Raw genomic sequence first — 24,705 nt, 5'->3', positions numbered from 1 at the left:
GTTATAAATATGAAGTGAATATTAGTCTGAAATAACAGAGGGTCCTCTTCAGAATATTTATAACTATTACAATTAGCACAGCTTATTTGATTTTTTTATAAAAACACAACTAAAAACCAACCTTAATGGGCCAGCGTTAAATAACTCATATTTTTTATTTAAACTGGCATTCTCATCATGCTAAGCAGGCGTATTTTATGCGATATTTTCATTATCCAGAAAAATCACGGTGTCAGACTAATTTTAGCTTTACAGTAATAATATCACTCCTTTTTTTTTGCTCACAAGCAGTTGCCGCTCCTCAGGTAATAAATGTACCGAATGCTGGTGCGATTAGTAACGAAATACGGCAAACTACACCGGAACCATTACTTGCGCCACAGAAGGCTGAAGTTAAACTTCCGCCTTTGTCTTCCTCCCCTTCGCCCGGCAGTTCTACAGCGACGGAAACAATCATTTTACGTGAGGTCAGATTCGAGGGCGATACTCAATTATTGCCGCTTGGTAATGGAAATAATAAAGCGCTACGAACCGTCATTATCCCCTGGCTAGGGCAACGATTAACCTTTAATGATTTACAAGCTATGGCTTTGGCGGTAACTCGCTTTTATCGGCAACAAGGATTTGTTGCCGCTCAGGCAATATTACCACCTCAGACTATTAGTGAAGGTGTTGTCGTCGTTCGTATTATTGCGGGCCGATTAGATAGACCAGAAATCAATAATCAGAGCCGGTTAAATACTGGTTTTGCTACTAGCGTTATTGAAAGCAATAGTTGTAGCAAAGAGGTGGGCTTATTTGGTAGTAAAGATTGTGCGGCTTCACCGGCTGAATTATCTCGTCTTGAAAGAACCGCTCTCATTCTTAATGAAATACCAGGAGTTGATGCGGATTTGGCATTAAAGCCAGGAACCCAATCGGGAATGACGAGAATTTATGCTGATATTTCCCCTGGTCAGGCTGCAATGGGCTATATCGGCGTAGATAATCAAGGTAATGATTACTCTGGTCATAATCGGTTATTAGTCGGAGGGGCTGCCAATAATCTGACGGGGTGGGGGGATCAATTACGAACCGATTTGATTTTATCCAGTTCGGCAGATGTATTCAATGGCATGCTGGACTACAACTTTCCCATTAATACCTATGGTACCCGTGCAGCGCTTAATTATAGCTACCTGGATTATACCCTTAAGGGGCCTTTCGAAATATTGGATGCTCGAGGTCATTCTAACAGTTGGGGCATTAATCTACGTCATCCGTGGATACGTAATTCGGCGGCGCAGATTGATGCGAATGCAGGCTATTATCAGAATAGAATGCGTGATTCACTGATTTTATTACCAGAACAAAAACGCAATCTGGATGCCGGTGCGTTTGGTATTGATGGTACTTTCTCCGCAGTACCACGCGGGTTAAGTAATTTTAATTTACTGGGCACAGCCGGCCATCTTTCATTGGATGACGAATTTAGTCAGAGCATGAACTTATTGACCGGTGTTGGCGGTACTTTTGCCCGTTTTAATTATCGCGCTGGTCATGATCAGGGTTTTGGTTCTTATTTCTCTTTCTTCAACCAATTTACCGGCCAAATGGCCAGTAAGAATCTTGATAGCTCACAAAAACTATTGTTGGGAGGGCCATTGGCAGTTCGGGCTTACGGCCTTGGTGAAGGCGCAGTGGATAAAGGCACACTTTTTACCACCGAATTACGGGCTCATTGGCAACCGCCACTTCCGGTTTGGGCTGGTGTGGGCAATCAAGTCACGGTTGCGGCATTTTTTGACCAAGGATGGGGCTCTTATTTTCGTCAGCCTATCGAGGGGGTGACGGGAAATAATATCAACCTGTCTGGCTTTGGTGCCTATATCACCCTCTCTCGTCCGGCAGATTATTTCTTGAATCTGACTTGGGCACATCGAACTGGCCAGGCTGCCACTTCTCAACCGGATAACGACCAACTTTGGCTTAGCGCTTACAAGTTGTTTTAGCGCTTATCGGCATATTTGTCAGATTTAATGGACGTGAATAATGAACAGTAAATTATATAAACTTATTTTCTGCCGTCGGTTGGGATGCTTAATTGCTGTCGGGGAATTCACCCGAACTTACGGTCGATCGTTTTCGTCTTTTGGCAAAAAAATTATTAATGATAGTCATACGAAGGTTGGAAAATTAAGTCAGCTGGCTATTCTGACGGGATTAGCACTTGGCACATTACCCCTACTGGTATTTGCCCACCCCTCATTGCCGGTGAATGGCAATATTGTGTTTGGTCAAGGGAAAATGGATGTTAATAACACAACTCTTACCGTGGCTCAGCAAAGTGATAAATTGGCGATCAATTGGGGTAGTTTTGATATTGCGCAGGGAAATAGCGTTATTTATAACCAGCCGGGGCAGCAGAGCATTGCGCTAAATCGGGTGCTTGGCGGCGATGCATCACAAATATATGGCAACCTGAAGGCAAATGGTCAGGTCTTTTTACTTAATCCAAATGGCATCCTATTTGGTAAAAGTGCACAAGTTGATGTCGGTGGTTTAGTCGCCAGCACTAAATCAATGTCTGATCATGATTTTATTAGCGGATGCTATACGCTGACCAGCCAAAAACAGGAAGGCAAGTTGGTTAATCAGGCTAATTTGCGTACCACAGAAGGTGGCTATATCGCATTGATTGGTCAGCAGGTTGATAATCAGACGTCCGGTGTTATCAATACGCCGCAAGGGAAAGTGGCATTAGCGAGTGGCAGTCGGGTTACGCTTAATCTGGATCATGGAAACTTACTTGGAGTACAAGTTCAGGGTGAGCAGGTCAACACTTTGCTGCAAAACGGAGGGTTAATTCAGGCTGATGGCGGCGTTATTCAACTGACTGCCCACGGTAAAGAGCTGTTAATGAACACTGTAATTGATAATACCGGTATTTTGCAGGCGCGGGGTTTATCTGAAAAGAATGGTGTTGTTTACCTCAATGGTGGCAATGAGGGGGTAGTGAGCCAGCAGGGAACCATCAATGTAAGTAGCCAGAAGGGGAATGGCGGGAATGTTATCCTAATCGGTGAAAATATACATTTGGTTGCTGCGAGCAAAATTGATGCGCGTGGCGCTGAGGGTAGTGGCAAAGTTCTGGTCGGTGGCGACTGGCAGGGCAAAAATAAGCGAATAAAAAATGCTCGTTCAGTTGTGATGGACAAAGGTGCGAATATTGATGTTTCCTCCACACACCAAGGGGCAGGCGGCACCGCAGTTTTGTGGTCTGAACGTTACACTGGTTTTTATGGTGATATTCATGCCCGTGGTGGGCCACAGTCAGGTGATGGCGGGCAAGTAGAAACATCCAGTCAACGTAATTTGCAGGCTTTTGGTCGGGTTGATACCAGCGCGATACTGGGTAACAACGGCAGTTGGTTACTCGATCCGGCAGAGGTAAACATTGTTGGTAGTGGTGCTGAAAGTGGAGTATCGGTTCAGGTCGGTGATATCCCTGCCGGATATGTAAAAAATGCCCAGGTTTTCACGCCAATGGCCAATGTTACGCAAATATTGAATACCAGTATCAATGCACAGCTTGATAAAGGCACCAATGTGACGATAACCACCAGTAATGGCAGTTTAACGAGTTGTCGCTGGTGTAATATTACGCTGCAAGCTGATATCAATAAAACAGCGGGTGCCGATGCTACTCTAACGTTACAGGCTGACGGCAATATTGTTAGTAGTAACCATAATATTAAGACGACTACAGGAAAATTGAATCTTAACTTATTATCGGGAGACACGATAGTTGATTCAATAATTACATTAAATAATAGCGATGTGTTATTAAATGGCGGGGATTTACTGGCAAAAAATTCCAATAAAAATAATGCAGCGCGTATCAGTATTATGGGGGGGAGATATCAGGTTGGCAACCTGACACTGGAGGGTAATACCGGCTTGGCATCCCAGGTTGGCATCAATATTAGTAATGCTGCTAATATCACTGTGGCTGGTGAAACACGAATAACCGGTGAAAGTAGTAATGCTAATCGGCAAGGGTGGCGTGGTATTGATATATCCGGTGGCTCGGTTCTGACTGGAGCGGGTGATATGTCATTTACTATGATATCTAATTCTAAGAGTTCGTGGATTGGAACATTCACTAATGCAACCATCATTAGCGATAAAAATATCACCTTCCAGGCCAATACTAATGGTAGTGCGTCAGGAGGAATCGATTTTACTAATGGGAATGTTGTTGCTAAGTCTGGTAATGTTTCATTGAATATAAATGGCGATATTGTCACTCAGACTAATTATGGGGCGCGGGTTCAAAACTCACAAATTAGTGGAGGTAATATCAATTTTGAAGTAAATATCTCCAGGGCTGATAGTTTTTTACTAAAGGATAGTAATATTACGGCAGTCGCAGGTAATATTAGTGTGAATGCGACGACGACCAATAAAGGGATTTTTATTTCAGGCAATACTAATCTGAACGCCAGTAGCAATATCAACTTGCAAGGTATTACCACTAACTCAACAGTTGCAGGTGCTGATGCAATAAAGATAAAAGGTAACTCCAGCCGTGCCTTGGTCAATATGACGGCCGATGGTAATATATCTATGACGGCGGTTAATAGTGGAACAGAAGTTGGCAGCACTATTGCCGCAGATTACGCTAATATAAAATCTCACAACGGTGATTTTAATTTAAATATCAGCGGTGTCAAAGGTAGTCCTTTTAGTCATGTCAATATTAGTGCTAATAATATCATATTGAATGGTAATGTCAGCGATAATGATGCTGTAGTGATGACTAACACTTTCCTTACAGCTAAAAGTGATATTAAAACCAATTTAAACTCGCCAAACCATAAAGCATTATATTTTAAAGGTAATGGTGGAATGAGTGCTGGGCAGAATATATCATTAGTTGTTAATACATCAGCAGCGAGTGTGGAGGCAGTAACAATTACTGGGATCTCATCTAATAGAATGAATGTTACTGCGGGGGGAAATATATCAATAATAGCCAATAATCATGGGAATACTACAGGGGCTGGTATTGGTATTGATTATGTCAATTTTGAAGCAAAAACTGGAGGTTTTACCGGAAATAATAATGGATCAAAAAGTATTGGTATCGCCAATGCAAATATTACAGCAAATGAAGTTAACTTGATATCTAATACTAGTCGCGCTGATGGGCTAATAATTCGTGAAACTAATGTTACGGCATTATCGGGAAATATTAATGCCAATGCCACCTCAACTAATAGAGGTGTTGTCATCAGGCAAAATACAACATTAAATGCCCAGAAGGATCTTATGTTAGTGGCTACAAGCAGCAGCGCAAGTGAAGCCATTATGGTGCAAGGATTATCAGATGAGTCACGTAGCACTTTAATTGCACAAGGGAATGTCAGCTTAAAAGGTAACAATACTCAAGGGACTAACCCGCGCTCATCAGTCAATCTGGCGAATGTTAGTTTGACATCAATTGGGGAAAATATTGATATTAATAGTTCATCAACGGGTGATGGGGATATTTATTTTAATAATGTCGGACTTAATGCCGTAGCAGGTAATATTGCAGTTTATGGTGAAGCACTATCAGCGTTATCAACTGCCACAAATTCGGTATTAAGTCTGGCAGGGAATAACAGCATCAAAGCCCTAAATGGCTCACTTATTGGCAAAGCGATTAATACTATTCAAGGCGCGGGTACCCTATTTAAAGCCAATGGCAGCTTATCCGTTGCAGGGAATGTTGCTATCCAGGGTGAGACCGGTGGCAGCGGTGCAACACGCAATGGCATTGCATTTTATGGTACCAATACACTTAATATTGCTAAAGGTAGTCAATTATCTCTCCTCGGTGAAAATACAGGTTCACAAATTACTGCTGGTGGGAATGGCATCAGCTATCTAAGCCCCAAAGATTTAACTATTAATAATAATGGTTCTTTAAAAATGGAAGGGCGTTCAACCAGCGGTACCGGTATTAACTTCCCTATCAGTAATAATACAGTGGTATTAAATGGTGAAGGTGAGACGCTAATTAAAGGTAGCAGCGTTGTTGGCAACGGGGTGGCTATTTCTGGTGTAGTTAATAATGGTGGCGGCCTTGTCACGATTGAAGGAGTCAGTACCGATGGTTCTGGGGTTCACTTATTCAGTGCCGAGCATCAAATTAATCGTATCAATGTGACTGGTAGTTCAATCCAGGCTGAAGGTCTACGCATTAGCGGTAATGCCACCATTACGGATACTGCACTGACCGGAAAATCGATGAATGGCAGTGGTATCAAAATTGATTCATTGCCGGGTTCTGGTGTTACCACCCACACGGTACTTGATAATGCCACACTCAATGGTAGCAGCACTAATGGCATAGGAGTGGAGGCAAGCAGTGATATAAACGGTATTCATCAGAGTGTGATTAATGGCACTACTGATGGAGTAGGTTATGGCATTGATATTACTGAAAATTTACATGTCACAGGCACCAGTGAAGCGGATTTGCTTACTTTGCAAGGGGTCGCGACGACGGGAAAGGGTACTGGGATAAAACTCAATGGCAATAACGACTTAAGCAACACCAGTTTAAATGGTTCAACTGTTGATGGCATTGCTTTAGATATTTCCGGTTCATTGACCAACAGTGGCAACTCCCGACTAAACGGTACCGCTTCAGGTGACGGCGTGGGAGTGCAGATTGCTGGAGCACTCAGTAACGGCACAGTCAATGGAACTTCAGCCAGCGGAGTGGGCGTGCTGGCCAGTGGCTCGCTAGATGATAGCCGTATTTATGGCATTTCGGTCAGTGGTAGTGGGCTGAAAGCCGACGCTGAAACTGTTCTTAACAACACGATGCTTAAAGGCACCAGCACTGATGGTATCGGATTGGAGATAACTGCCAATCTGGCTGGTTATTATGGCAGCTTAGTGCATGGCTACACCAATAACGGCACAGGGGTGGATATTGGCCCGAATGCCACGCTCACTGGCGGTGGAGCCGACGATCTGCTGGCGGTCACCGGCAACGCCAGCGGCGATAAAGCTACCGGAATGCAGATCGACGGCAATAACACGCTGGAGAATACCGCATTAGTGGGCAGAGCCACCGATGGTACAGGTGTTGATATCGACGGCCCGTTGATCAATAAAGATCATAGCACGGTTGACGGCAAAGCCACGGACGGTGGCTACGGCGTGCAACTGGACGGGATCATTTCGGGGGGGACGGTCAGCGGCACTTCAGATACCGGCTCTGGTATCAAGGTTGATGGCGACAGTGAACTTGATAATGCCACGTTGCACGGCAACAGCCCGGATGGCAAGGGTATCGAAATCGTTGCTAATCTGACCGGCAATCATGGCAGCGGGGTGCACGGCGAGACCGACGCGGGCATCGGGGTGGATGTCGGCCCGAATGCCATGCTCACTGGCGGCGGAGTTGACGATCTGCTGGCGGTCACTGGCAATGCCATCGGCGGCACCGGTGTACAGCTCGACGGCAATAACACATTGGATAACACCACATTAGCCGGTAATACCATCGATGGTACAGGTATTGATATCGACGGCCCATTGACCAATAAAGGCGATAGTACGGTTGATGGCAAAGCTACAGACGGCAACGGCGTGCAACTGAACGGGGCTATCGCGGGTGGTACGGTCAGCGGCACTTCAGATACCGGCTCCGGTATCAAGGTTGATGGCGACAGTGAACTTGATAATGCCATGCTGAATGGCAGCAGCCCGGATGGTAAAGGTATCGAAATCGTTGCTAATCTGACCGGCAGCCATGGCAGCGCGGTGTACGGCGAGACCGCTGAGGGTAACGGAGTGGATATTGGCCCGAATGCCATGCTCACTGGCGGTGGAGCCGACGATCTGCTGGCGGTCACCGGCAACGCCAGCGGCGATGTCGGCACTGGCGTGCAGCTCGACGGTAATAACACACTGGATAACACCACATTAGCCGGTAATACCATCGATGGTACAGGTATTGATATCGACGGCCCGTTGACCAATAAAGGTAATAGTACGGTTGACGGCAAAGCCACGGACGGCGGCTATGGCGTGCAACTGAACGGGGCCATTTCGGGGGGGACGGTCAGCGGCACTTCAGATACAGTCTCCGGTATCAAGGTTGATGGTGACAGTGAACTCGATAATGCTACGCTGAATGGCAGCAGCCCTGATGGCAAGGGTATCGAAATCGTTGCTAATCTGACCGGCAATCATGACAGCGCGGTGCACGGCGAGACTACCTCTGGTATCGGGGTGGATATTGGCCCGAATGCCACGCTCACTGGCGGTGGAGCCGACGATCTGCTGGCGGTTACCGGCAATGCCAGCAGCGATATCGGCACCGGTATGCAGCTCGACGGTAATAACACACTGGATAACACCACATTAGCCGGTAATGCCACCGATGGTCATGGCGTAGAGATAACCGGTCCGGTATCTAACAACGGTAATACGACGATTAATGGTAATGCCACTGGTGATGGTCATGGTGTTCATATTGATGGGCCAATGAGTGGTGGTTCGGTGAATGGCAATTCAGCTAATAATCATGGTATTTTTCTCAATGATAATGCTGTGATAGCTGATATGGCGCTTGGGGGAAATACTGGCTCAGATAAGCCTGCGATGTTTATAGCTTTGCCGGAAAATATTGGTAGCAATGTCACTCTCAATGGCAAACCGATTGATAAGCATAGTCCTGTCGGTAGAACCAAACCTGACCCAACATCAGCTCCAACATCAGCTCCAACATCAGCTCCAACATCAGCTCCAACATCAGCTCCAACATCAGCTCCAACATCAGTTCCAACATCAGTTCCAACTCCGCCCCTGACTCCAACTCCCACTTTGATCTCTGGAGAGAAAACAATATCGGAGCAGATAACGCCGCCTCAGGAGAGAAGTAAATCTGGCTCATTACTGATGAAACGAAATCAGGTCCTCAGCTCTCTTGATGAACAAATCTTACCGCCGCCTGTCGTGACTGAATCTGAGCGCGATATCGCGGCCAATATTAGTATCGCGGTTTGTATCCCACAGGGAGGAACCACTGAGAGCGAACCTTGCGATACGCATATTTTAGGTAAGTGGAAGCCCCTAACCCAGGCCGCTAAGCAGGAATAGCGGGCTTTTTAACTCGTGAAATTTACTCGGAAAGTTGTGATGTTAAAGTGACAAGGAGAGCTGACAATGGTAGATAAAGCAGTTGAATTATCACAAGATGTGGAGGATTCAGCAGTCTTTTCATTGCCTTATTTTGAATTTTTAGTGTGTGCACGGCGTTATGAAGAAGCGGGACGATTACTGATATTAATGCTGGAGCAACTGGATACTCAATATGGTCGCTGGGATGTTTTTTCGCTTAAACAACAATCGATACAACAGCAGGAACATTATTGTAATCGTCTCGCGGCAGCTATTGGTAACCTATTCTCTGATCCCGGATTTGTGCTATCTGACAAAGGGTTCTTACAACTTATTAATTTCCATCGTTGGATTGCATTAATTTTTGCAGCATCCCCATTTGGTCATGCCGATCACGTCATTACTAATCTTAATCAGGTCGGTGAGGGATGTGCTCATCCTCTGCGATTTGAGCAGAATAATTTTCTTAAATTCTGTGTCATGTATTTACCTGAATCCGGCATTCCTCTACAGCCCGATATATTATGGCAATTTAATCCCAATGCCGCGGCAGCCTTATTTCTGGCTTTATTGTCCCCGCGAATTTTACCCAGCGCAGTGGGGCACGCAAAGCGTGAGCTTTTATTGAGATGGTTGCCAGCGCGGTTGTTAACACTCGATAGCCTTGAACATCTACCAGAACGTATCTTGCATGATGTTTATATGCATTGCAGTTATGCTGATATTGCTGAAAAACATGCCATCAAACGCAGTATTAATTTCCACTTACGCAATACACTATTACACAATGGCCTGGCTGATAATCACTTATCACCGCCATTACGGGATAAGCCCTTGATGCTGGTTATTCTTGAATGGTTTAACAGCGGGCATTCTATCTACCGCACTCATTCCAGTACCTTACGGGCGGCGCGCGAGCAGTTTTCTACTCATGGTGTCACCATTATTGATGCAACCGACGCAATAACCCAGGCTGTGTTTGATGACTTTACTGAGGTTAATCGAGCGGGGGCGGTCGAGGCCATTGTGGCATTAACGCAACAGTTGCTTCCCGATGTTATCTATTTCCCCAGTGTTGGGATGTTCCCGCTCACCATTGCACTAACTAATCTGCGCCTGGCCCCTTTGCAAGTAATGGCCTTGGGGCACCCTGCGACCACTCATTCTGATTATATTGATGCAGTTTTAGTAGAGGAGGATTATCTAGGTGATATTGCGTGTTTCTCAGAAAAAGTTGTCTCATTACCTAAAGATTGCCTGCCCTACGTGCCGCCCGCCAATATTAGTCAGCCGGAACCTATATTACATTTTGCTGAGCGGCCAGCTGTACATATTGCCGTTTGTGCTTCTGCTATGAAAATTAACCCTCGCTTTTTAGCCACTTGTGCTGAAATTGCTCGGCAAACATCAACACCGGTGGTATTTCATTTTCTGGTGGGGTTCTGTTGGGGAATTACCCATCGGGTGATGGAAAAAGCCGTTAATGATATTCTTCCTCAAGCCCGAGTTTATGAGCATTTGGGGTATCTGGATTACTTACAGGTTATTAATCAGTGTGACCTGTTTATCAATCCATTTCCCTTTGGTAATACCAATGGGATTGTTGATACCGTACGCCAGGGTTTACCCGGTGTGTGCCTAAGTGGAACCGAAGTTCATGAGCATATCGATGAGGGGTTATTTCGTCGTTTGGGCTTAGATGAAGAGTTAATTGCGCATGATTTGGCCGAATATATTGCGGTAACAGTCCGGCTGATTTCGGATAAAGAGTGGCGTCAAAGTTTACGCCAACGCTTGTTACAGATTCAGCCTGATAATGTGTTATTTGCCGGAAAGCCTGAGCAGTTTGGACTGATTGTTCGTGACTTGCTGGCAGATAAAAAAGCCTCCGGTAAAGGAGGCTTTGGATAGAGAGTTAGACACTCACATCAATGAGACCAGACTGTTATGCCGCTTCAATTTGCCGTGGTTTCGCCGGTTGTTTTGTTACGGGTTTGGTCGCCAGTGCATCCGCTTCGAATTCATCGACATTAATAGAGCGCAGGCGGCTATTTTCTGCTTTGGTCAGTATTGCGGCTTCCTCGGCATTGATTTTCCCTTCAGCCAGCGCGCGTTTAGCGAGCTTATCCAGACGGGTAAATGGCAGGCTTTTACCTGCTTCTTTACTCAGGCGCTTATGAATCGGCTCTGCTGCAATCACATCCTGCAATGCCGCTTCCAGTAAACCAACCGGGTTAAACTCGCTCGGTGTCAGATATTGACCACGGCCAATACGGCTGCGGGTGGCTGACGGTATTTGCAACAGTTGCGCTAACTGGTGATCCAGACGGTCTGATGGAGCCTGATGAGCGCGCCCAAATGGGAAGACAACAAACCGCATTAACCCAGCAATAAGGCCATTCGGGAAGTTACGCAGTAAATCATCCAGCGCTTGTTCAGCCTGATTCAGCGCATCTTGTACCCCCCAATGTACCAGTGGCAGATCTTCTTTTTGACGGCCCTCATCTTCAAAGCGTTTCAACGTGGCTGAGGCCAGATACATTTGGCTCAGAATATCCCCCAAACGGGCAGAGATCCGTTCGCGACGTTTCAGACTACCACCCAGTACACCCATCGAGACATCAGATAACAAGGCCAGGTTGGCACTCAAGCGGTTGAGATGCTGGTAATAACGACGAGTGCTGTCTTTGGTCGGTGTGGCACTGGTGCGGCCATTGGTCAGCCCCAGCCAGAAACTGCGGATTTTGTTGCTACCCACATGGCCCAGATGACCAAACAGTGCTTTATCAAAAGCAGCAACATCATTCGACTGCGCCGCCGCCATTTCATCCAGAACAAACGGATGACAGCGGATAGCACCCTGGCCGAAGATAATCATACTGCGGGTCAGGATATTCGCCCCTTCCACGGTGATACCAATGGGGGCTCCTTGATAACCACGGGCGATAAAGTTGGCCGGGCCAAGGCAGATACCTTTACCCCCGGCGATATCCATCGCGTCCATGACCGCGCGCTGACCACGATGTGTACAATGGTATTTCACAATGGCAGATAACACCGCCGGTTTCTCGCCCAGCATAATACCACTGGTAATCAAGGTGGCTGCGGCATCCATCACATAGGCGTTACCGGCAATGCGTGCCAACGGCTCTTCAATCCCTTCCATTTTACCGATTGAGATTTTGAACTGGCGGCGAATATAAGCATAAGCGCCGATACCCATCGCCACACTTTTCAAGCTACCAGTGGCATTGGAAGGCAAGGTAATACCGCGCCCCACTGACAGACATTCCACCAGCATCCGCCAGCCCTGACCGGCCATTTTTGGCCCGCCAATAATGTAATCGATCGGTACAAAGATATCGTTACCGCGGGTTGGGCCATTTTGGAATGGCACGTTAAGGGGGAAGTGACGATGGCCGATTTCCACCCCTGGAGTGTTGGTTGGGATAAGCGCACAGGTAATGCCTAAATCAACCGTTTCGCCCAGCAGATGTTCAGGATCAGACAGTTTGAATGCCAGCCCGAGCACTGTGGCGATAGGGGCGAGGGTAATATAGCGCTTGTTCCAGGTCAGACGCATACCCAGCACCTGTTTGCCTTGCCATTCGCCCATACAGACTGTGCCGGTATCTGGGATGGCACCGGCATCTGAACCGGCTTCCGGGCTGGTCAGGGCGAAACAAGGAATCTCGTCACCGCGCGCTAAGCCCGGTAAATAATGATTTTTTTGCTCTTCCGTTCCGTAGTGTTGCAGTAATTCTCCGGGGCCGAGGGAATTGGGTACACCCACGGTGATAGCCAATATGCCAGACACACCGGACAGTTTTTGCAGTACCCGCGCCTGAGCATAGGCTGAAAACTCAAGGCCGCCGTACTCTTTCTTAATGATCATCGCGAAGAAGCGATTCTCTTTCAGATAGGCCCACAGCTCTGGTGGCAGGTCAGCCAGCTCATGGGTAATCTGGAAATCATTAGCCATACGACAGGCTTCTTCAACCGGCCCATCAATAAATGCTTGTTCTTCTGCGGTTAATTGCGGTTTGGGATAGTTGTGCAATTTTTTCCAGTCTGGTTGGCCCTGGAATAAATCGCCTTCCCACCAAGTGGTTCCCGCATCAATCGCTTCTTTTTCAGTACGCGACATGGCCGGCATGACTTTACGGAACATGCGCAGTGCCGGTGCTGAAAACAGAGACTGGCGCAGTGGTGTGAGTGTCAGAGGCAGCAGAACAATCAGCAGTGGCAGTAATGCCCAGTATGACCATAACTGTGCCGCACCCATCGCTGCGGTATAAACCACAAGAATCAAACTACTGAGGTACAGGTTCACCCGGTGATAGAACAGCACACCAATAAGAACCAGCAAGGCAACAATGCTTAGAACCATCATAATGAAGCTCCTGAGATGTAGGAGGTCTGACCTGTTGAGTGATACATTTGTTGTAGTTCATCTCATTATATTTATCAATACCATTACATGTTATTTACAACTCATCTCACAAATTGGCAGCACTAAGCGCTAAAACTCTTTTGGCTAATTCAAAACCGTACTGGCTAATTCATCACAGTGCTTCTCGCAGTTTATGCTATCCGGTACACTGGCGCAGGAAGAATAATGATGCCATAGGACTATAAAGAGGCTCCCATGTACCAAGATTTAATCCGCAGTGAACTGAATGAAGCAGCAGACACACTGGCAAACTTTTTGAAAGATGATAGCAATATCAATGCTATCCAGCGCGCAGCCGTATTACTGGCTGATTCTTTTAAAGCGGGTGGTAAAGTATTGTCATGCGGTAATGGCGGTTCCCATTGTGATGCCATGCATTTCGCAGAAGAACTGACCGGTCGTTACCGCGAAAACCGCCCAGGTTATCCGGCAATTGCTATTTCAGATGTCAGCCATATCTCTTGTGTCAGTAATGATTTTGGTTATGACTATGTTTTCTCGCGCTATGTTGAAGCTGTCGGTCGTGAAGGGGATGTATTGTTAGGTATTTCCACTTCAGGTAATTCAGGTAATATCATTAAAGCTATTGAAGCCGCGCGTGCCAAAGGCATGAAAGTCATCACACTGACAGGTAAAGATGGCGGCAAAATGGCAGGTTCTGCGGATATCGAAATTCGAGTTCCTCATTTCGGCTATGCAGACCGTATTCAGGAAATTCATATTAAAGTGATTCACATCTTGATTCAGTTGATTGAAAAAGAGATGGTTAAAGCTTGATGTGCTGGGGTGATCAACGATAGTCGTTATCTCGTTGATCACCTTGAGATTGAGTGAAAGGTTTGGCTATTGAGGCCATATTTAGGTGCTCGGAGGCATATATGTGCGAACTGCTCGGGATGAGCGCAAATGTTCCGACGGATATTTGCTTTAGCTTTACCGGCCTGGTGCAACGAGGCGGGGGAACCGGCCCACATAAAGATGGCTGGGGGATTACCTTTTATGAAGGTAATGGTTGCCGCACGTTTAAAGATCCTCAACCCAGCTTTAACTCACCCATTGCCCGATTGGTACAAGATTATCCGATTAAATCCTGTGCGGTGGTTTCCCATATCCGTCAGGCAAACCGCGGTGAAGTGGCATTAGAAAATACCCATCCCTTTACTCGTGAAATGTGGGGGCGAAACTGGACTTATGCCCATAACGGTCAGCTTAAAGGCTATCGGCAATTGGATACCGGAACGTTCCGGCCAATCGGCCAAACCGACAGTGAATATGCTTTCTGCTGGCTGCTGAACCAACTGGCAAAACGCTATCCGCGTACACCGAGTAATTGGCCCGCCGTATTTCGTTATATTGGTACATTATGTGAGCAATTACGCGCCAAAGGGGTGTTTAATATGTTGCTCTCGGATGGGCGTTTTGTAATGGCGTTCTGTTCGACCAATTTATATTGGATAACGCGTCGTGCGCCTTTCGGTAAAGCGACGTTGCTGGATAGGGATGTTGAAATCGATTTTCAACGCCAGACCACCCCTAAAGATGTGGTCACGGTAATTGCCACTCAGCCTCTAACCGGTAATGAAACCTGGCACAAAATTGCACCAGGTGAGTTTGCATTATTCTGTTTTGGTGAGCGTATTTGATTTTGTCAGCGCATCTGATTTTGTCATCGCATACTGCGATGTTGGTGCACTGGAGGTTGGCGGGCGGCTAAGCACATACTGCCCGTTGACGACGGCAACTGAAGGCGGCATGCGGTTCTTGGCAAAATACTCATAGCCCGGCTGCAATTGACGCCAGAAGTTATAATCCGAAGAGTTACGGTGGCGTTGCATATTTTGTTCAGTCATGCGGAACGGATAGATACTGATATCCACTTTTTCCTGACCAAAGATAAATGCCGTTTGCACGTAGTTAAATATCTCGTCCATATAGGCATCAGTCATTGCATAACAGCCGATTGATTTGCAAGCGCCATGGATCATCAGATATTTCCCTGAATAACCTTGCGACTTATCATAATCATTTGGGAAGCCAATATTGATGGCCCGATAAAACTTACTGTCGGGTTTTAAATGGCGCATATCAATAGTGTAAAAACCTTCCGGGCTTTTAAAATCCCCTTCACGGCGTTTTGGGCCAAGCCCACCCGAGAATTCACAGATACGATAGCTTTGTACCAAACGATACTCACCTTGTAACCTGGCATATAATTCCAGAGTACGTTCTTCTTTGAAGATTTGAATATAGACCGATGACCCTAGTAATTGCTGTTTTAGCTCTTTGGATACCGCCACAGGCTCACTGGCTGAGCTGGTGAAGGAGACCGCAGGCACACAAATTATCATCGCAAACATTATCGTCACGAATGACGGCGCGATTTTGCCCATTCTTATTCCTACTTATATTTATAGATGCCACTGACTTTTTTGATTTATAGGCGCAGATTATCAGTCAGAAAATTTTTAGCAATATATGTTTTGTATAAAATAAATACAAAATCGTTAAATATGAATTGACGATACGATTTTACCGAATATATACAAAATTTAGCAGTAAATTATTTGTGTTTGCTTGACTCAAGTCACTGCATTTGTCAGACAGTGCTGGGTGACAAATGCTAAAATTGCCCTCTACGAATGAATGGCCCAATTAATCGTCACTCTCATGTTGTTGCTGCAACAACATTTAGTATCGATTATTGCAATAATTTCTGAGACTCATTTAGTTAGTATTCATGTTCGTCTAAATTGACTCAATATTAAAGCGCCGTTTAACTGAACCATGAAAGCAACTTCTCTTTGTGTAGCTGTACTCTGAGCCAGGTACAGCATTTGATATAACTGATAAAGTAGTTCAACTCTATGATTAAAATAAAGAAAGGGCTAGATCTTCCCATCGCTGGAGCACCTGCACAGGTAATAGAAGAGGGGCCAGCCATTCATCAAGTGGCTTTGCTCGGTGAAGAGTATGTGGGCATGCGCCCATCAATGTTGGTTCAAGAAGGCGATTGGGTTAAGAAAGGCCAGGCGCTATTTGAAGATAAAAAAAATCCAGGTGTGCTGTTCACTGCTCCTGCTAGTGGCAAAGTCAGCGCCATCAATCGTGGCGAGCGGCGGGTTCTGCAGTCGGTGGTGATTGAAATTGACGGAGATGAGCAAATTCCGTTTGAGTCTTATGATGAAACCTCACTCAAGCAACTGAGTTATGAGCAAGTGCAGCGCCATTTATTGACCTCCGGTTTATGGACTGCATTGCGAACCCGCCCCTTCAGTAAAACCCCCGTGCCAGGTAGTCGCCCTCGAGCTATTTTTGTCAGCGCTATGGATACCCAACCGCTGGCTGCTGATCCGCAAGTGATTATTGCCACCGAGCCTGATGCCTTCAATCAAGGTTTAACGGTATTGTCCCGTCTGACTGAGGGGAAAGTACATGTTTGTCATGCACCGGGGCAGGTGGCCGCGAGCCATCTGAACGCGCAGGTCACTTACAATGAGTTTTCTGGCCCGCATCCAGCGGGTCTGGTGGGGACTCACATCCATTTCCTTGAACCGGTCAGTCTGAACAAAACGGTATGGCATGTGGGCTATCAGGATGTTATTGCCATCGGCAAATTATTTACCCGTGGTGAGTTGTGGACTGATCGTATCGTCGCTTTGGCAGGGCCGCAGGTGGAGCAGCCGGTTTTACTGCGAACTCGCCTTGGGGCCAGTTTATCGGAACTGACTGCCGGTCGACTGAAAGAGGGGGATAACCGCATTATCTCCGGTTCCGTGCTTAGTGGCACCGCGTTCTCTGCTACTCATGGCTATCTGGGGCGTTTCCATCACCAAGTGTCCGTCATCCGCGAAGGGCGAGAAAAAGAGCTATTCGGTTGGGTGATGCCGGGGCGTGATAAATATTCGATTACTCGCACCACGTTAGGCCATTTCTTCAAACGAAAACGGTTTGCTTTCTCCACAGATATGCATGGTGGGGAGCGCGCGATGGTGCCGATTGGTAACTATGAGCGCGTTATGCCACTGGATATTTTGGCCACTCATTTGCTGCGTGATCTGTTAGCTGGCGATACCGACAGCGCCGCTGCGCTCGGATGCCTGGAATTGGATGAAGAAGATTTGGCTCTGTGTACATTCGTCTGCCCCGGTAAGTATGAATATGGGCCGGTATTGCGCGACATACTGACCAAGATTGAGCAGGAAGGATAACCGATGGGCCTGAAAAGTTTTCTTGAGAAAATAGAGCACCACTTTGAAGCCGGTGGCAAGCTTGAGAAGTATTACCCGCTGTATGAAGCTGCGGCCACCATTTTTTATACCCAAGGTAAAGTGACACCGGGTGCCTCTCACGTTCGCGATGCTATCGATCTGAAACGGATGATGATTCTGGTGTGGCTGGCGGTGTTCCCAGCGATGTTCTGGGGAATGTATAACGTGGGGGGGCAGGCAATCCCAGCGTTAAACCAACTCTACAGCGGCGCGGAACTACAACAGATTATTGCCAGTGACTGGCATTACCGACTGGCGCAACTACTGGGTGCATCATTAGCACCAGATGCCGGTTGGGTGAGTAAAATGGTGCTAGGCGCTGTTTATTTCCTGCCGATTTATGCCGTTGTATTTATTGTGGGTGGTTTTTGGGAAGTGGTGTTTTCCATTATCCGCAAACATGAAATCAATGAAGGCTTCTTTGTTACCTCGATTCTATTTTCGCTGATAGTCCCTCCGACCTTACCATTATGGCAGGCGGCGCTAGGGATCTCTTTTGGGGTAGTGATCGGTAAAGAGATCTTCGGCGGTACTGGGCGCAACTTCCTTAACCCGGCGCTGGCTGGGCGTGCTTTCCTGTTCTTTGCTTATCCGGCACAAATATCGGGTGACCTAGTTTGGACTGCGGCAGATGGTTTCTCGGGGGCAACGCCTCTATCACAATGGAGTGTTAACGGTAGCCACAGTTTGGTCAATACCGTCTCGGGCCAACCTATCACTTGGATGGATGCCTTCCTGGGTAACATTCCCGGTTCGATTGGCGAAGTATCCACGCTGATGATTCTTATCGGTGGGGCCATTATCCTCTTCGGTCGCGTGGCGTCCTGGCGAATCGTGGCTGGGGTCATGATTGGCATGATGGCAACTGCCTATCTGTTTAACTGGGTCGGCTCTGCAACCAACCCGCTATTCGCCATGCCGTGGTATTGGCATCTGGTACTCGGTGGCTTTGCTTTTGGCATGATCTTTATGGCGACTGATCCGGTATCTGCTTCCTTTACCAATAAAGGTAAGTGGTGGTATGGCGGCTTGATTGGTGCGATGTGTGTATTAATCCGTGTCGCCAATCCAGCCTATCCGGAGGGAATGATGCTGGCGATTCTGTTCGCTAACCTGTTTGCGCCACTGTTCGACTATGTGGTTATTCAGGCCAATATCAAGCGGAGGAAAGCCCGTGGCGAATGATAAACCAAGAAATAATGACAGCATCGGTAAAACGCTGCTGGTGGTCATCGTGCTCTGTCTGGTGTGTTCTGTCATCGTGGCGGGTGCCGCGGTAGGTTTGAAAGCTAAGCAACAAGAACAGCGCTTACTCGATAAGCAGCGCAATATTCTGGCAGTGGCAGGATTGCTGCAACCGAGAATGCCAGCGGAAGAAGTACAGCGTGAGTTTGCACAGCGGATTGAACCACGCCTGCTGGATTTGCAGAGCGGTGAGTTTATTCAACAAGATCCAGCGACGTTTGATCGCGCGCAGGCACTGCGTGATAACCAAATGAGTATTGCGCTGACACCAGCACAGGATGTCGCAGGTATTCGCCGCCGGGCTAATGTGGTTGAAATTTATCTGGTGCGCAGTGAAAGCGGCCAGATCGACAAAATTGTGTTACCTATTTACGGTTCTGGTTTGTGGTCAATGATGTATGCCTTTGTTGCTATCGACACCGATGGCAAAACTGTACGCGGTATCACCTATTACGATCAAGGTGAAACGCCGGGACTGGGTGGCGAGGTTGAGAACCCGATTTGGCGTAATCAATGGATAGGTAAGCGGTTATTTGATGATCAAGGGCAACCGGCTATTCGCATTGTTAAAGGGCGAGCACCCGCTAACGATCCCCATGCAATAGATGGTTTGTCCGGTGCGACGCTGACATCCAATGGGGTACAAAACAGCTTTGATTTTTGGCTCGGTGAAAACGGCTTTGGCCCGTTCCTGAAAAAAGTGCGCGAAGGGGCGTTAAAAAATGGCTGATAGCAAAGAGATTAAACGGGTTTTATTGGGGCCGTTATTTGATAACAACCCGATTGCACTACAAATTCTGGGGGTGTGTTCCGCTTTGGCTGTCACCACCAAGCTGGAAACGGCTCTGGTGATGACACTGGCGGTAACCCTGGTTACAGCGTTCTCCAGTTTTTTCATTTCATTGATTCGCCACCATATTCCAAACAGTGTGCGCATTATTGTCCAGATGGTGATCATTGCCTCATTGGTCATCGTGGTGGATCAGATTTTGCGCGCTTATGCCTATGAGATATCCAAGCAGCTATCCGTATTTGTTGGCTTGATTATCACTAACTGCATTGTGATGGGGCGCGCCGAAGCGTATGCGATGAAATCCCCCCCAATCGAAAGCTTTATGGATGGTATCGGCAATGGCTTGGGCTATGGCGTGGTGTTAGTGCTGGTGGGGTTTGTCCGTGAGTTGATTGGTTCGGGTAAATTGTTTGGTGTGACTGTATTGGAAACTGTTCAGAATGGCGGTTGGTATCAACCTAATGGATTGTTCCTGCTGGCACCTAGCGCATTCTTTATCATTGGTTTGCTGATTTGGGGATTACGAACCCTGAAACCTGCGCAGATTGAGAAGGAGTAATTGACGATGGAACATTACATCAGTCTGTTTGTGCGCGCGGTGTTTGTCGAGAATATGGCATTAGCATTCTTTCTGGGGATGTGTACTTTCCTCGCCGTTTCCAAGAAAGTCTCGACAGCCTTTGGCCTTGGCATTGCAGTAACCGTCGTCTTGGGCATCTCTGTGCCTGCTAACAATTTGGTTTATAACCTGGTTCTGCGAGATGGCGCATTGGTTGAGGGCGTTGACCTCAGTTTCCTGAATTTTATTACCTTTATTGGTGTTATCGCCGCCATCGTGCAGGTGCTGGAAATGATTCTCGATCGGTATTTCCCTGCGCTGTACAACGCACTGGGCATTTTCCTGCCATTGATTACGGTGAACTGCGCCATCTTCGGTGGTGTGTCATTTATGGCACAGCGTGATTATAACTTCCCTGAATCCATCGTTTATGGATTTGGTTCCGGCATCGGTTGGATGTTAGCTATTGTCGCGTTAGCGGGTATTCGCGAAAAAATGAAATATGCCAATGTGCCTGCGGGCTTACAGGGGTTAGGGATCACCTTTATCACTACCGGATTGATGGCCTTAGGGTTTATGTCTTTCTCCGGCGTGAACTTATAAAGGCAGGAATAATTCATGGAAATAATTCTAGGCGTAGTGATGTTCACCCTTATTGTCTTGGCATTGACGGTGATGATTTTATTTGCCAAGTCAAAACTGGTGAATACCGGTGATATTACAATTGATATAAATGAAGATGCAGATAAGAGTTTCACTGCTCCGGCTGGGGACAAGCTGCTCAACATGCTTTCTAGCCATGGCATATTTGTTTCTTCAGCATGTGGCGGTGGCGGCTCTTGTGGGCAGTGCCGTGTGAAGATTAAAGAAGGCGGTGGGGATATTTTGCCCACTGAGCTTTCCCATATTTCAAAGCGGGAAGCCAAAGAAGGTTGTCGGCTGGCATGTCAGGTTAGTGTGAAACAAAACCTGAAAATTGAATTGCCGGAAGAGATCTTTGGGGTGAAAAAGTGGGCGTGTGAAGTTATCTCTAATGATAATAAAGCCACATTTATCAAAGAGCTAAAGCTGAAAATCCCCGATGGCGAAGTGGTGCCATTCCGCGCGGGCGGTTTTATTCAAATTGAAGCTGAACCCCATACGGTAAAATACGCTGATTTTGATGTGCCTGAGGAATATCGTGGTGACTGGGATAAATTCAATTTATTCCGATTTGAGTCAGTGGTGACGGAACCAACAGTGCGTGCTTATTCTATGGCAAACTATCCTGAAGAGCGCGGCATTATCATGCTAAACGTGCGTATTGCCACGCCGCCACCGTCAGTACCAGATGCCCCGCCAGGAATTATGTCTTCCTATATATGGTCGCTGAAACCGGGCGATAAAGTGGTTATTTCCGGGCCGTTTGGCGAGTTTTTTGCCAAAGATACCGATGCAGAAATGGTCTTTATTGGTGGTGGTGCAGGTATGGCACCAATGCGTTCGCATATCTTTGATCAGCTCAAAAGATTGCATACGAAACGTAAAATCAGCTTCTGGTATGGCGCGCGTTCACGACGTGAAATGTTTTATGAAGAAGATTTTGATCAGTTACAGGCTGAGAATGATAATTTCCGTTGGCATGTGGCTTTGTCTGATCCACAGCCAGAGGACAATTGGACGGGTTATACCGGCTTCATTCATAACGTGTTATTAGAAAACTACCTTAAAAATCATCCTGCACCTGAAGATTGCGAATTTTATATGTGTGGCCCACCGATGATGAATGCGGCAGTCATCAAGATGCTGAAAGACCTTGGGGTAGAAGATGAAAACATTATGCTCGATGATTTTGGTGGCTGATTTATCGCCACTCGGGTTTCTACAGTAATTGGTGATATTGTGCAAAAACATATAATGCATTGGCTAATGGCTGCTGTGGGAGTTTTGTTGCTAACAGGCTGTGGCCCTGAGCAAATAAACCTCGAAGGTAAAACGATGGGCACCTCATATTCAATCAAGTATGTGAGTGACTCATCAACCCCTGGCCCGAAAAAGTTACAACAGGAAATAGATCGCGAACTGGAACAGGTTAATGATCAAATGTCGACTTATCGGCCAAATTCCGAACTGAGTCGTTTCAACAAAAGCCAGAAAGTGGATACACCATTTCCTGTTTCGCAGGGCACAGCCAAGGTAGTACGTGAGGCTATCCGCATCAACCGCTTGACTGATGGGGCGCTGGATGTAACTGTCGGGCCATTGGTTAATCTATGGGGCTTTGGCCCAGAAGGACGGCCAAATGTGGTACCTACTGATGCTGAAATCACCAAACGCCGGGAATGGGTTGGCATTGATAAACTTGCCGTAGAAAATGGTGCTTTAATCAAACATATTCCTGAACTGTATGTTGATCTTTCTGCTATAGCTAAAGGATATGGGGTAGATGTTGTTGCCGAATATTTGGAAGCGCAGCATATTGATAACTATATGGTTGATATTGGCGGTGAAGTTCGGACTCGTGGCAATAATGGGGAGAATAAACCTTGGCGCATTGCTATTGAAAAACCTGTTGCAGGGTCAGAGCAAAGTGCGCAAGAGATTATCGAACCCGGACGAATGGCTATCGCAACTTCTGGTGATTATCGTAATTACTTTGAACAGGATGGTGTGCGCTACTCACATACCATTGATCCTAAAACCGGGCGGCCAATTAACCATCGCTTAGTTTCCATTACTGTTTTAGACCCAAGTTGTATGACAGCAGATGGGCTTTCGACTGGATTAGGTGTTCTTGGGCCGGAACGAGGAATGGCATTAGCTAATTTATTGGGTATTCCAGTATTTATGATAGTGAAAACTGATGATGGTTTTGAGGAGCGTTCTTCAGAGTCGTTCAAACCTTATCTGCAAAAACGGTTGTGACAGGAGAGGGATATGTTAACTGTTTTTATCGCGTCCTTTGTCTTTTTTCTCTTGGTCATTGCTGGGATGTCGCTGGGTTATATCGTAAAACGTAAAACCTTACAGGGCAGTTGCGGAGGCATAGGGGCTTTGGGAATGGAAAAAGTGTGTGATTGCCCCGAACCTTGTGATTCGCGCAAGAAACGATTAGCTAAAGAGGCCGCTCGTCAGAAAGCGCTAGAGCAGCATCGTATTCTATAGCTGGGATCTGCATTGTCTTGCTGTAGGTAGAATAGAAATTGAATCCCCAATCAATGAACAGTTGATTGGGGATATATTTTAATTATTTATTGTCGCGGACTATCTTTTTAAATTGGCTTGGAGAGTCGACCATTACACCATTAGCGCCTAACTCTTTCGCTTTCTTATAATCTTCAGGAGTATTAATTCCGAAGAAAATAATATATGCATTTTTATTTTTACGGAAACAATCAACAGCTTCTTTATCCCAACTTAATACAGCATTAGAACGGCCTTCACCCAGAGTGTATTTTTCCACTACCTCAACATTGCGGTGTAATTCCAGACCATACCAGCGCTCTTTATTATCTATTGGTAATTCACATTTATGATCCATCGTTATATTGGCTAGCTGCGTTCGAGTAAAGTCACGGCTTTCAAAACGCTGAATTTTATGTGCAGCATCACTTTTTTCATTAACCGCATCCAATGCTTTCAGATAACTGTCATTGGTTGAGTAGACTCGGGTTCTGCCTGGCCTGCTGTCTTCACCTTTGGCGGTTGCATCCAGCGTTTTTTGTAGTGCTTCGGCAAAGGCAGTTGGGTTTGCATCTGGTGATTTAATGTCGAGGTAAAATGTTGTTGTCGGGAATGCTTTCAATACTTCATCTAGTGTAGGAATACCAATGTGCGAAGCTGACTTAGGCTGAATATTATGTTTTTCGTTATATTTAACGCTGGCATCAAAGCCGGCGAGTTGTTTAGCGGTATAGTCAGAAACTTTCCCTGATTCATTAGTTAACTCTTTAAGATCAGTAGGGCGGTACAATACCGGAATATTATCCTTTGATAGCTGTAGCGTTATCCAGATTGCATCAGCGCCATTAGCCAATGCTTTTTTAATGGCGGGAATTGTATTTTCAGGTGCATCGGCAGTTCCACCGCGGTGAGCAATAATTTGTGGTGACTGAAGGGATGTCGTTGAATTGACTGAATTTGCGTTTGTGACAAAAGTAGCAGAGAGTAATATAGTAGCCATTATATAATTTCGCATAATATTTAGTTTCCATCCATTGACTAGTGACGAGTTTTGCAG

Annotated in this window: 16 protein-coding genes; 13 read left to right on the top strand and 3 right to left on the bottom strand. The window is 46.4% G+C overall.

All coding sequences use genetic code 11. The features are described 5' to 3' along the window. The first annotated feature begins 197 nt into the window (after positions 1-197). The 3 genes from HU019_RS17635 to HU019_RS17625 all read left to right on the top strand — a co-directional run bounded on the left by HU019_RS17635 (position 198) and on the right by HU019_RS17625 (position 11,079). On the top strand, positions 198-1,991 hold the full coding sequence (locus HU019_RS17635) for a ShlB/FhaC/HecB family hemolysin secretion/activation protein (RefSeq protein ID WP_174849448.1): 1,794 nt from the start codon (positions 198-200) through the stop codon (positions 1,989-1,991). Positions 1,992-2,031: 40 nt separating this feature from the next. After that, entirely contained in the window at positions 2,032-9,147 is a 7,116-nt protein-coding gene (locus tag HU019_RS17630) for a two-partner secretion domain-containing protein (protein ID WP_174849447.1), read from the top strand. Between the two features lie 66 nt (positions 9,148-9,213). Beyond that, positions 9,214-11,079 carry a glycosyltransferase gene (locus HU019_RS17625; RefSeq protein WP_174849446.1) on the top strand — a complete coding sequence of 622 codons (1,866 nt, stop codon included), beginning with the start codon at positions 9,214-9,216 and terminating at the stop codon, positions 11,077-11,079. 34 nt (positions 11,080-11,113) lie between these two features. Here HU019_RS17625 and fadE read toward each other — a convergent pair whose 3' ends face one another. Next, on the bottom strand, positions 11,114-13,561 hold the full coding sequence (gene fadE / locus HU019_RS17620) for an acyl-CoA dehydrogenase FadE (protein WP_174849445.1): 2,448 nt from the start codon (positions 13,559-13,561) through the stop codon (positions 11,114-11,116). A gap of 255 nt (positions 13,562-13,816) precedes the next feature. Between fadE and lpcA the strand changes: the two genes are divergently transcribed. Further along, positions 13,817-14,398, top strand: a complete 582-nt coding sequence (lpcA, locus tag HU019_RS17615; RefSeq protein WP_174849444.1) for a D-sedoheptulose 7-phosphate isomerase — start codon at positions 13,817-13,819, stop codon at positions 14,396-14,398. A 101-nt stretch (positions 14,399-14,499) separates the two neighbouring features. Further along, positions 14,500-15,264 carry a class II glutamine amidotransferase gene (locus HU019_RS17610; protein WP_005160484.1) on the top strand — a complete coding sequence of 255 codons (765 nt, stop codon included), beginning with the start codon at positions 14,500-14,502 and terminating at the stop codon, positions 15,262-15,264. On the opposite strand, the gene dpaA is transcribed toward HU019_RS17610, so the two are convergent. Next, a complete protein-coding gene (gene dpaA, locus HU019_RS17605) occupies positions 15,238-16,011 on the bottom strand; it encodes a peptidoglycan meso-diaminopimelic acid protein amidase (RefSeq protein WP_174849443.1) in 774 nt (257 codons plus the stop codon). The genes HU019_RS17610 and dpaA overlap by 27 nt on opposite strands. A gap of 474 nt (positions 16,012-16,485) precedes the next feature. Here dpaA and HU019_RS17600 point away from each other — a divergent pair, with 474 nt between their 5' ends. The 8 genes from HU019_RS17600 to nqrM are packed head-to-tail and all read left to right on the top strand — an operon-like array spanning position 16,486 to position 23,630. Further along, positions 16,486-17,829, top strand: coding sequence for a Na(+)-translocating NADH-quinone reductase subunit A (locus tag HU019_RS17600; RefSeq protein WP_174849442.1), 1,344 nt, complete (start codon positions 16,486-16,488; stop codon positions 17,827-17,829). A gap of 3 nt (positions 17,830-17,832) precedes the next feature. Continuing rightward, positions 17,833-19,074, top strand: coding sequence for an NADH:ubiquinone reductase (Na(+)-transporting) subunit B (locus tag HU019_RS17595; RefSeq protein ID WP_174849441.1), 1,242 nt, complete (start codon positions 17,833-17,835; stop codon positions 19,072-19,074). Then, positions 19,064-19,864 (top strand): Na(+)-translocating NADH-quinone reductase subunit C, encoded by an 801-nt coding sequence (locus HU019_RS17590; protein WP_174849440.1) that lies wholly within the window; start codon positions 19,064-19,066, stop codon positions 19,862-19,864. The genes HU019_RS17595 and HU019_RS17590 overlap by 11 nt, the downstream gene beginning before the upstream one ends. Next, positions 19,857-20,486, top strand: coding sequence for an NADH:ubiquinone reductase (Na(+)-transporting) subunit D (locus tag HU019_RS17585; protein ID WP_050077284.1), 630 nt, complete (start codon positions 19,857-19,859; stop codon positions 20,484-20,486). Before HU019_RS17590 ends, HU019_RS17585 begins: the two co-directional genes overlap by 8 nt. 6 nt (positions 20,487-20,492) lie before the next feature. After that, positions 20,493-21,089: an NADH:ubiquinone reductase (Na(+)-transporting) subunit E gene (gene nqrE, locus HU019_RS17580; RefSeq protein ID WP_004392325.1), complete on the top strand. Its 597-nt coding sequence runs from the start codon at positions 20,493-20,495 to the stop codon at positions 21,087-21,089. A 15-nt stretch (positions 21,090-21,104) separates the two neighbouring features. Then, positions 21,105-22,328, top strand: a complete 1,224-nt coding sequence (gene nqrF / locus HU019_RS17575) for an NADH:ubiquinone reductase (Na(+)-transporting) subunit F (protein ID WP_174849439.1) — start codon at positions 21,105-21,107, stop codon at positions 22,326-22,328. 54 nt (positions 22,329-22,382) lie between these two features. Continuing rightward, positions 22,383-23,390: an FAD:protein FMN transferase gene (locus tag HU019_RS17570; protein ID WP_407083980.1), complete on the top strand. Its 1,008-nt coding sequence runs from the start codon at positions 22,383-22,385 to the stop codon at positions 23,388-23,390. 12 nt (positions 23,391-23,402) lie between these two features. Next, a complete protein-coding gene (gene nqrM, locus HU019_RS17565) occupies positions 23,403-23,630 on the top strand; it encodes a (Na+)-NQR maturation NqrM (RefSeq protein ID WP_174849437.1) in 228 nt (75 codons plus the stop codon). Between the two features lie 82 nt (positions 23,631-23,712). On the opposite strand, the gene HU019_RS17560 is transcribed toward nqrM, so the two are convergent. Then, positions 23,713-24,663, bottom strand: a complete 951-nt coding sequence (locus HU019_RS17560; protein WP_174849436.1) for a glycerophosphodiester phosphodiesterase family protein — start codon at positions 24,661-24,663, stop codon at positions 23,713-23,715. Positions 24,664-24,705 lie beyond the last annotated feature (42 nt).

The organism is Yersinia artesiana (assembly GCF_902726545.1).
Taxonomy (GTDB): Bacteria; Pseudomonadota; Gammaproteobacteria; order Enterobacterales; family Enterobacteriaceae; genus Yersinia; species Yersinia artesiana.
This window is presented reverse-complemented; position numbering and strand designations above follow the sequence as displayed.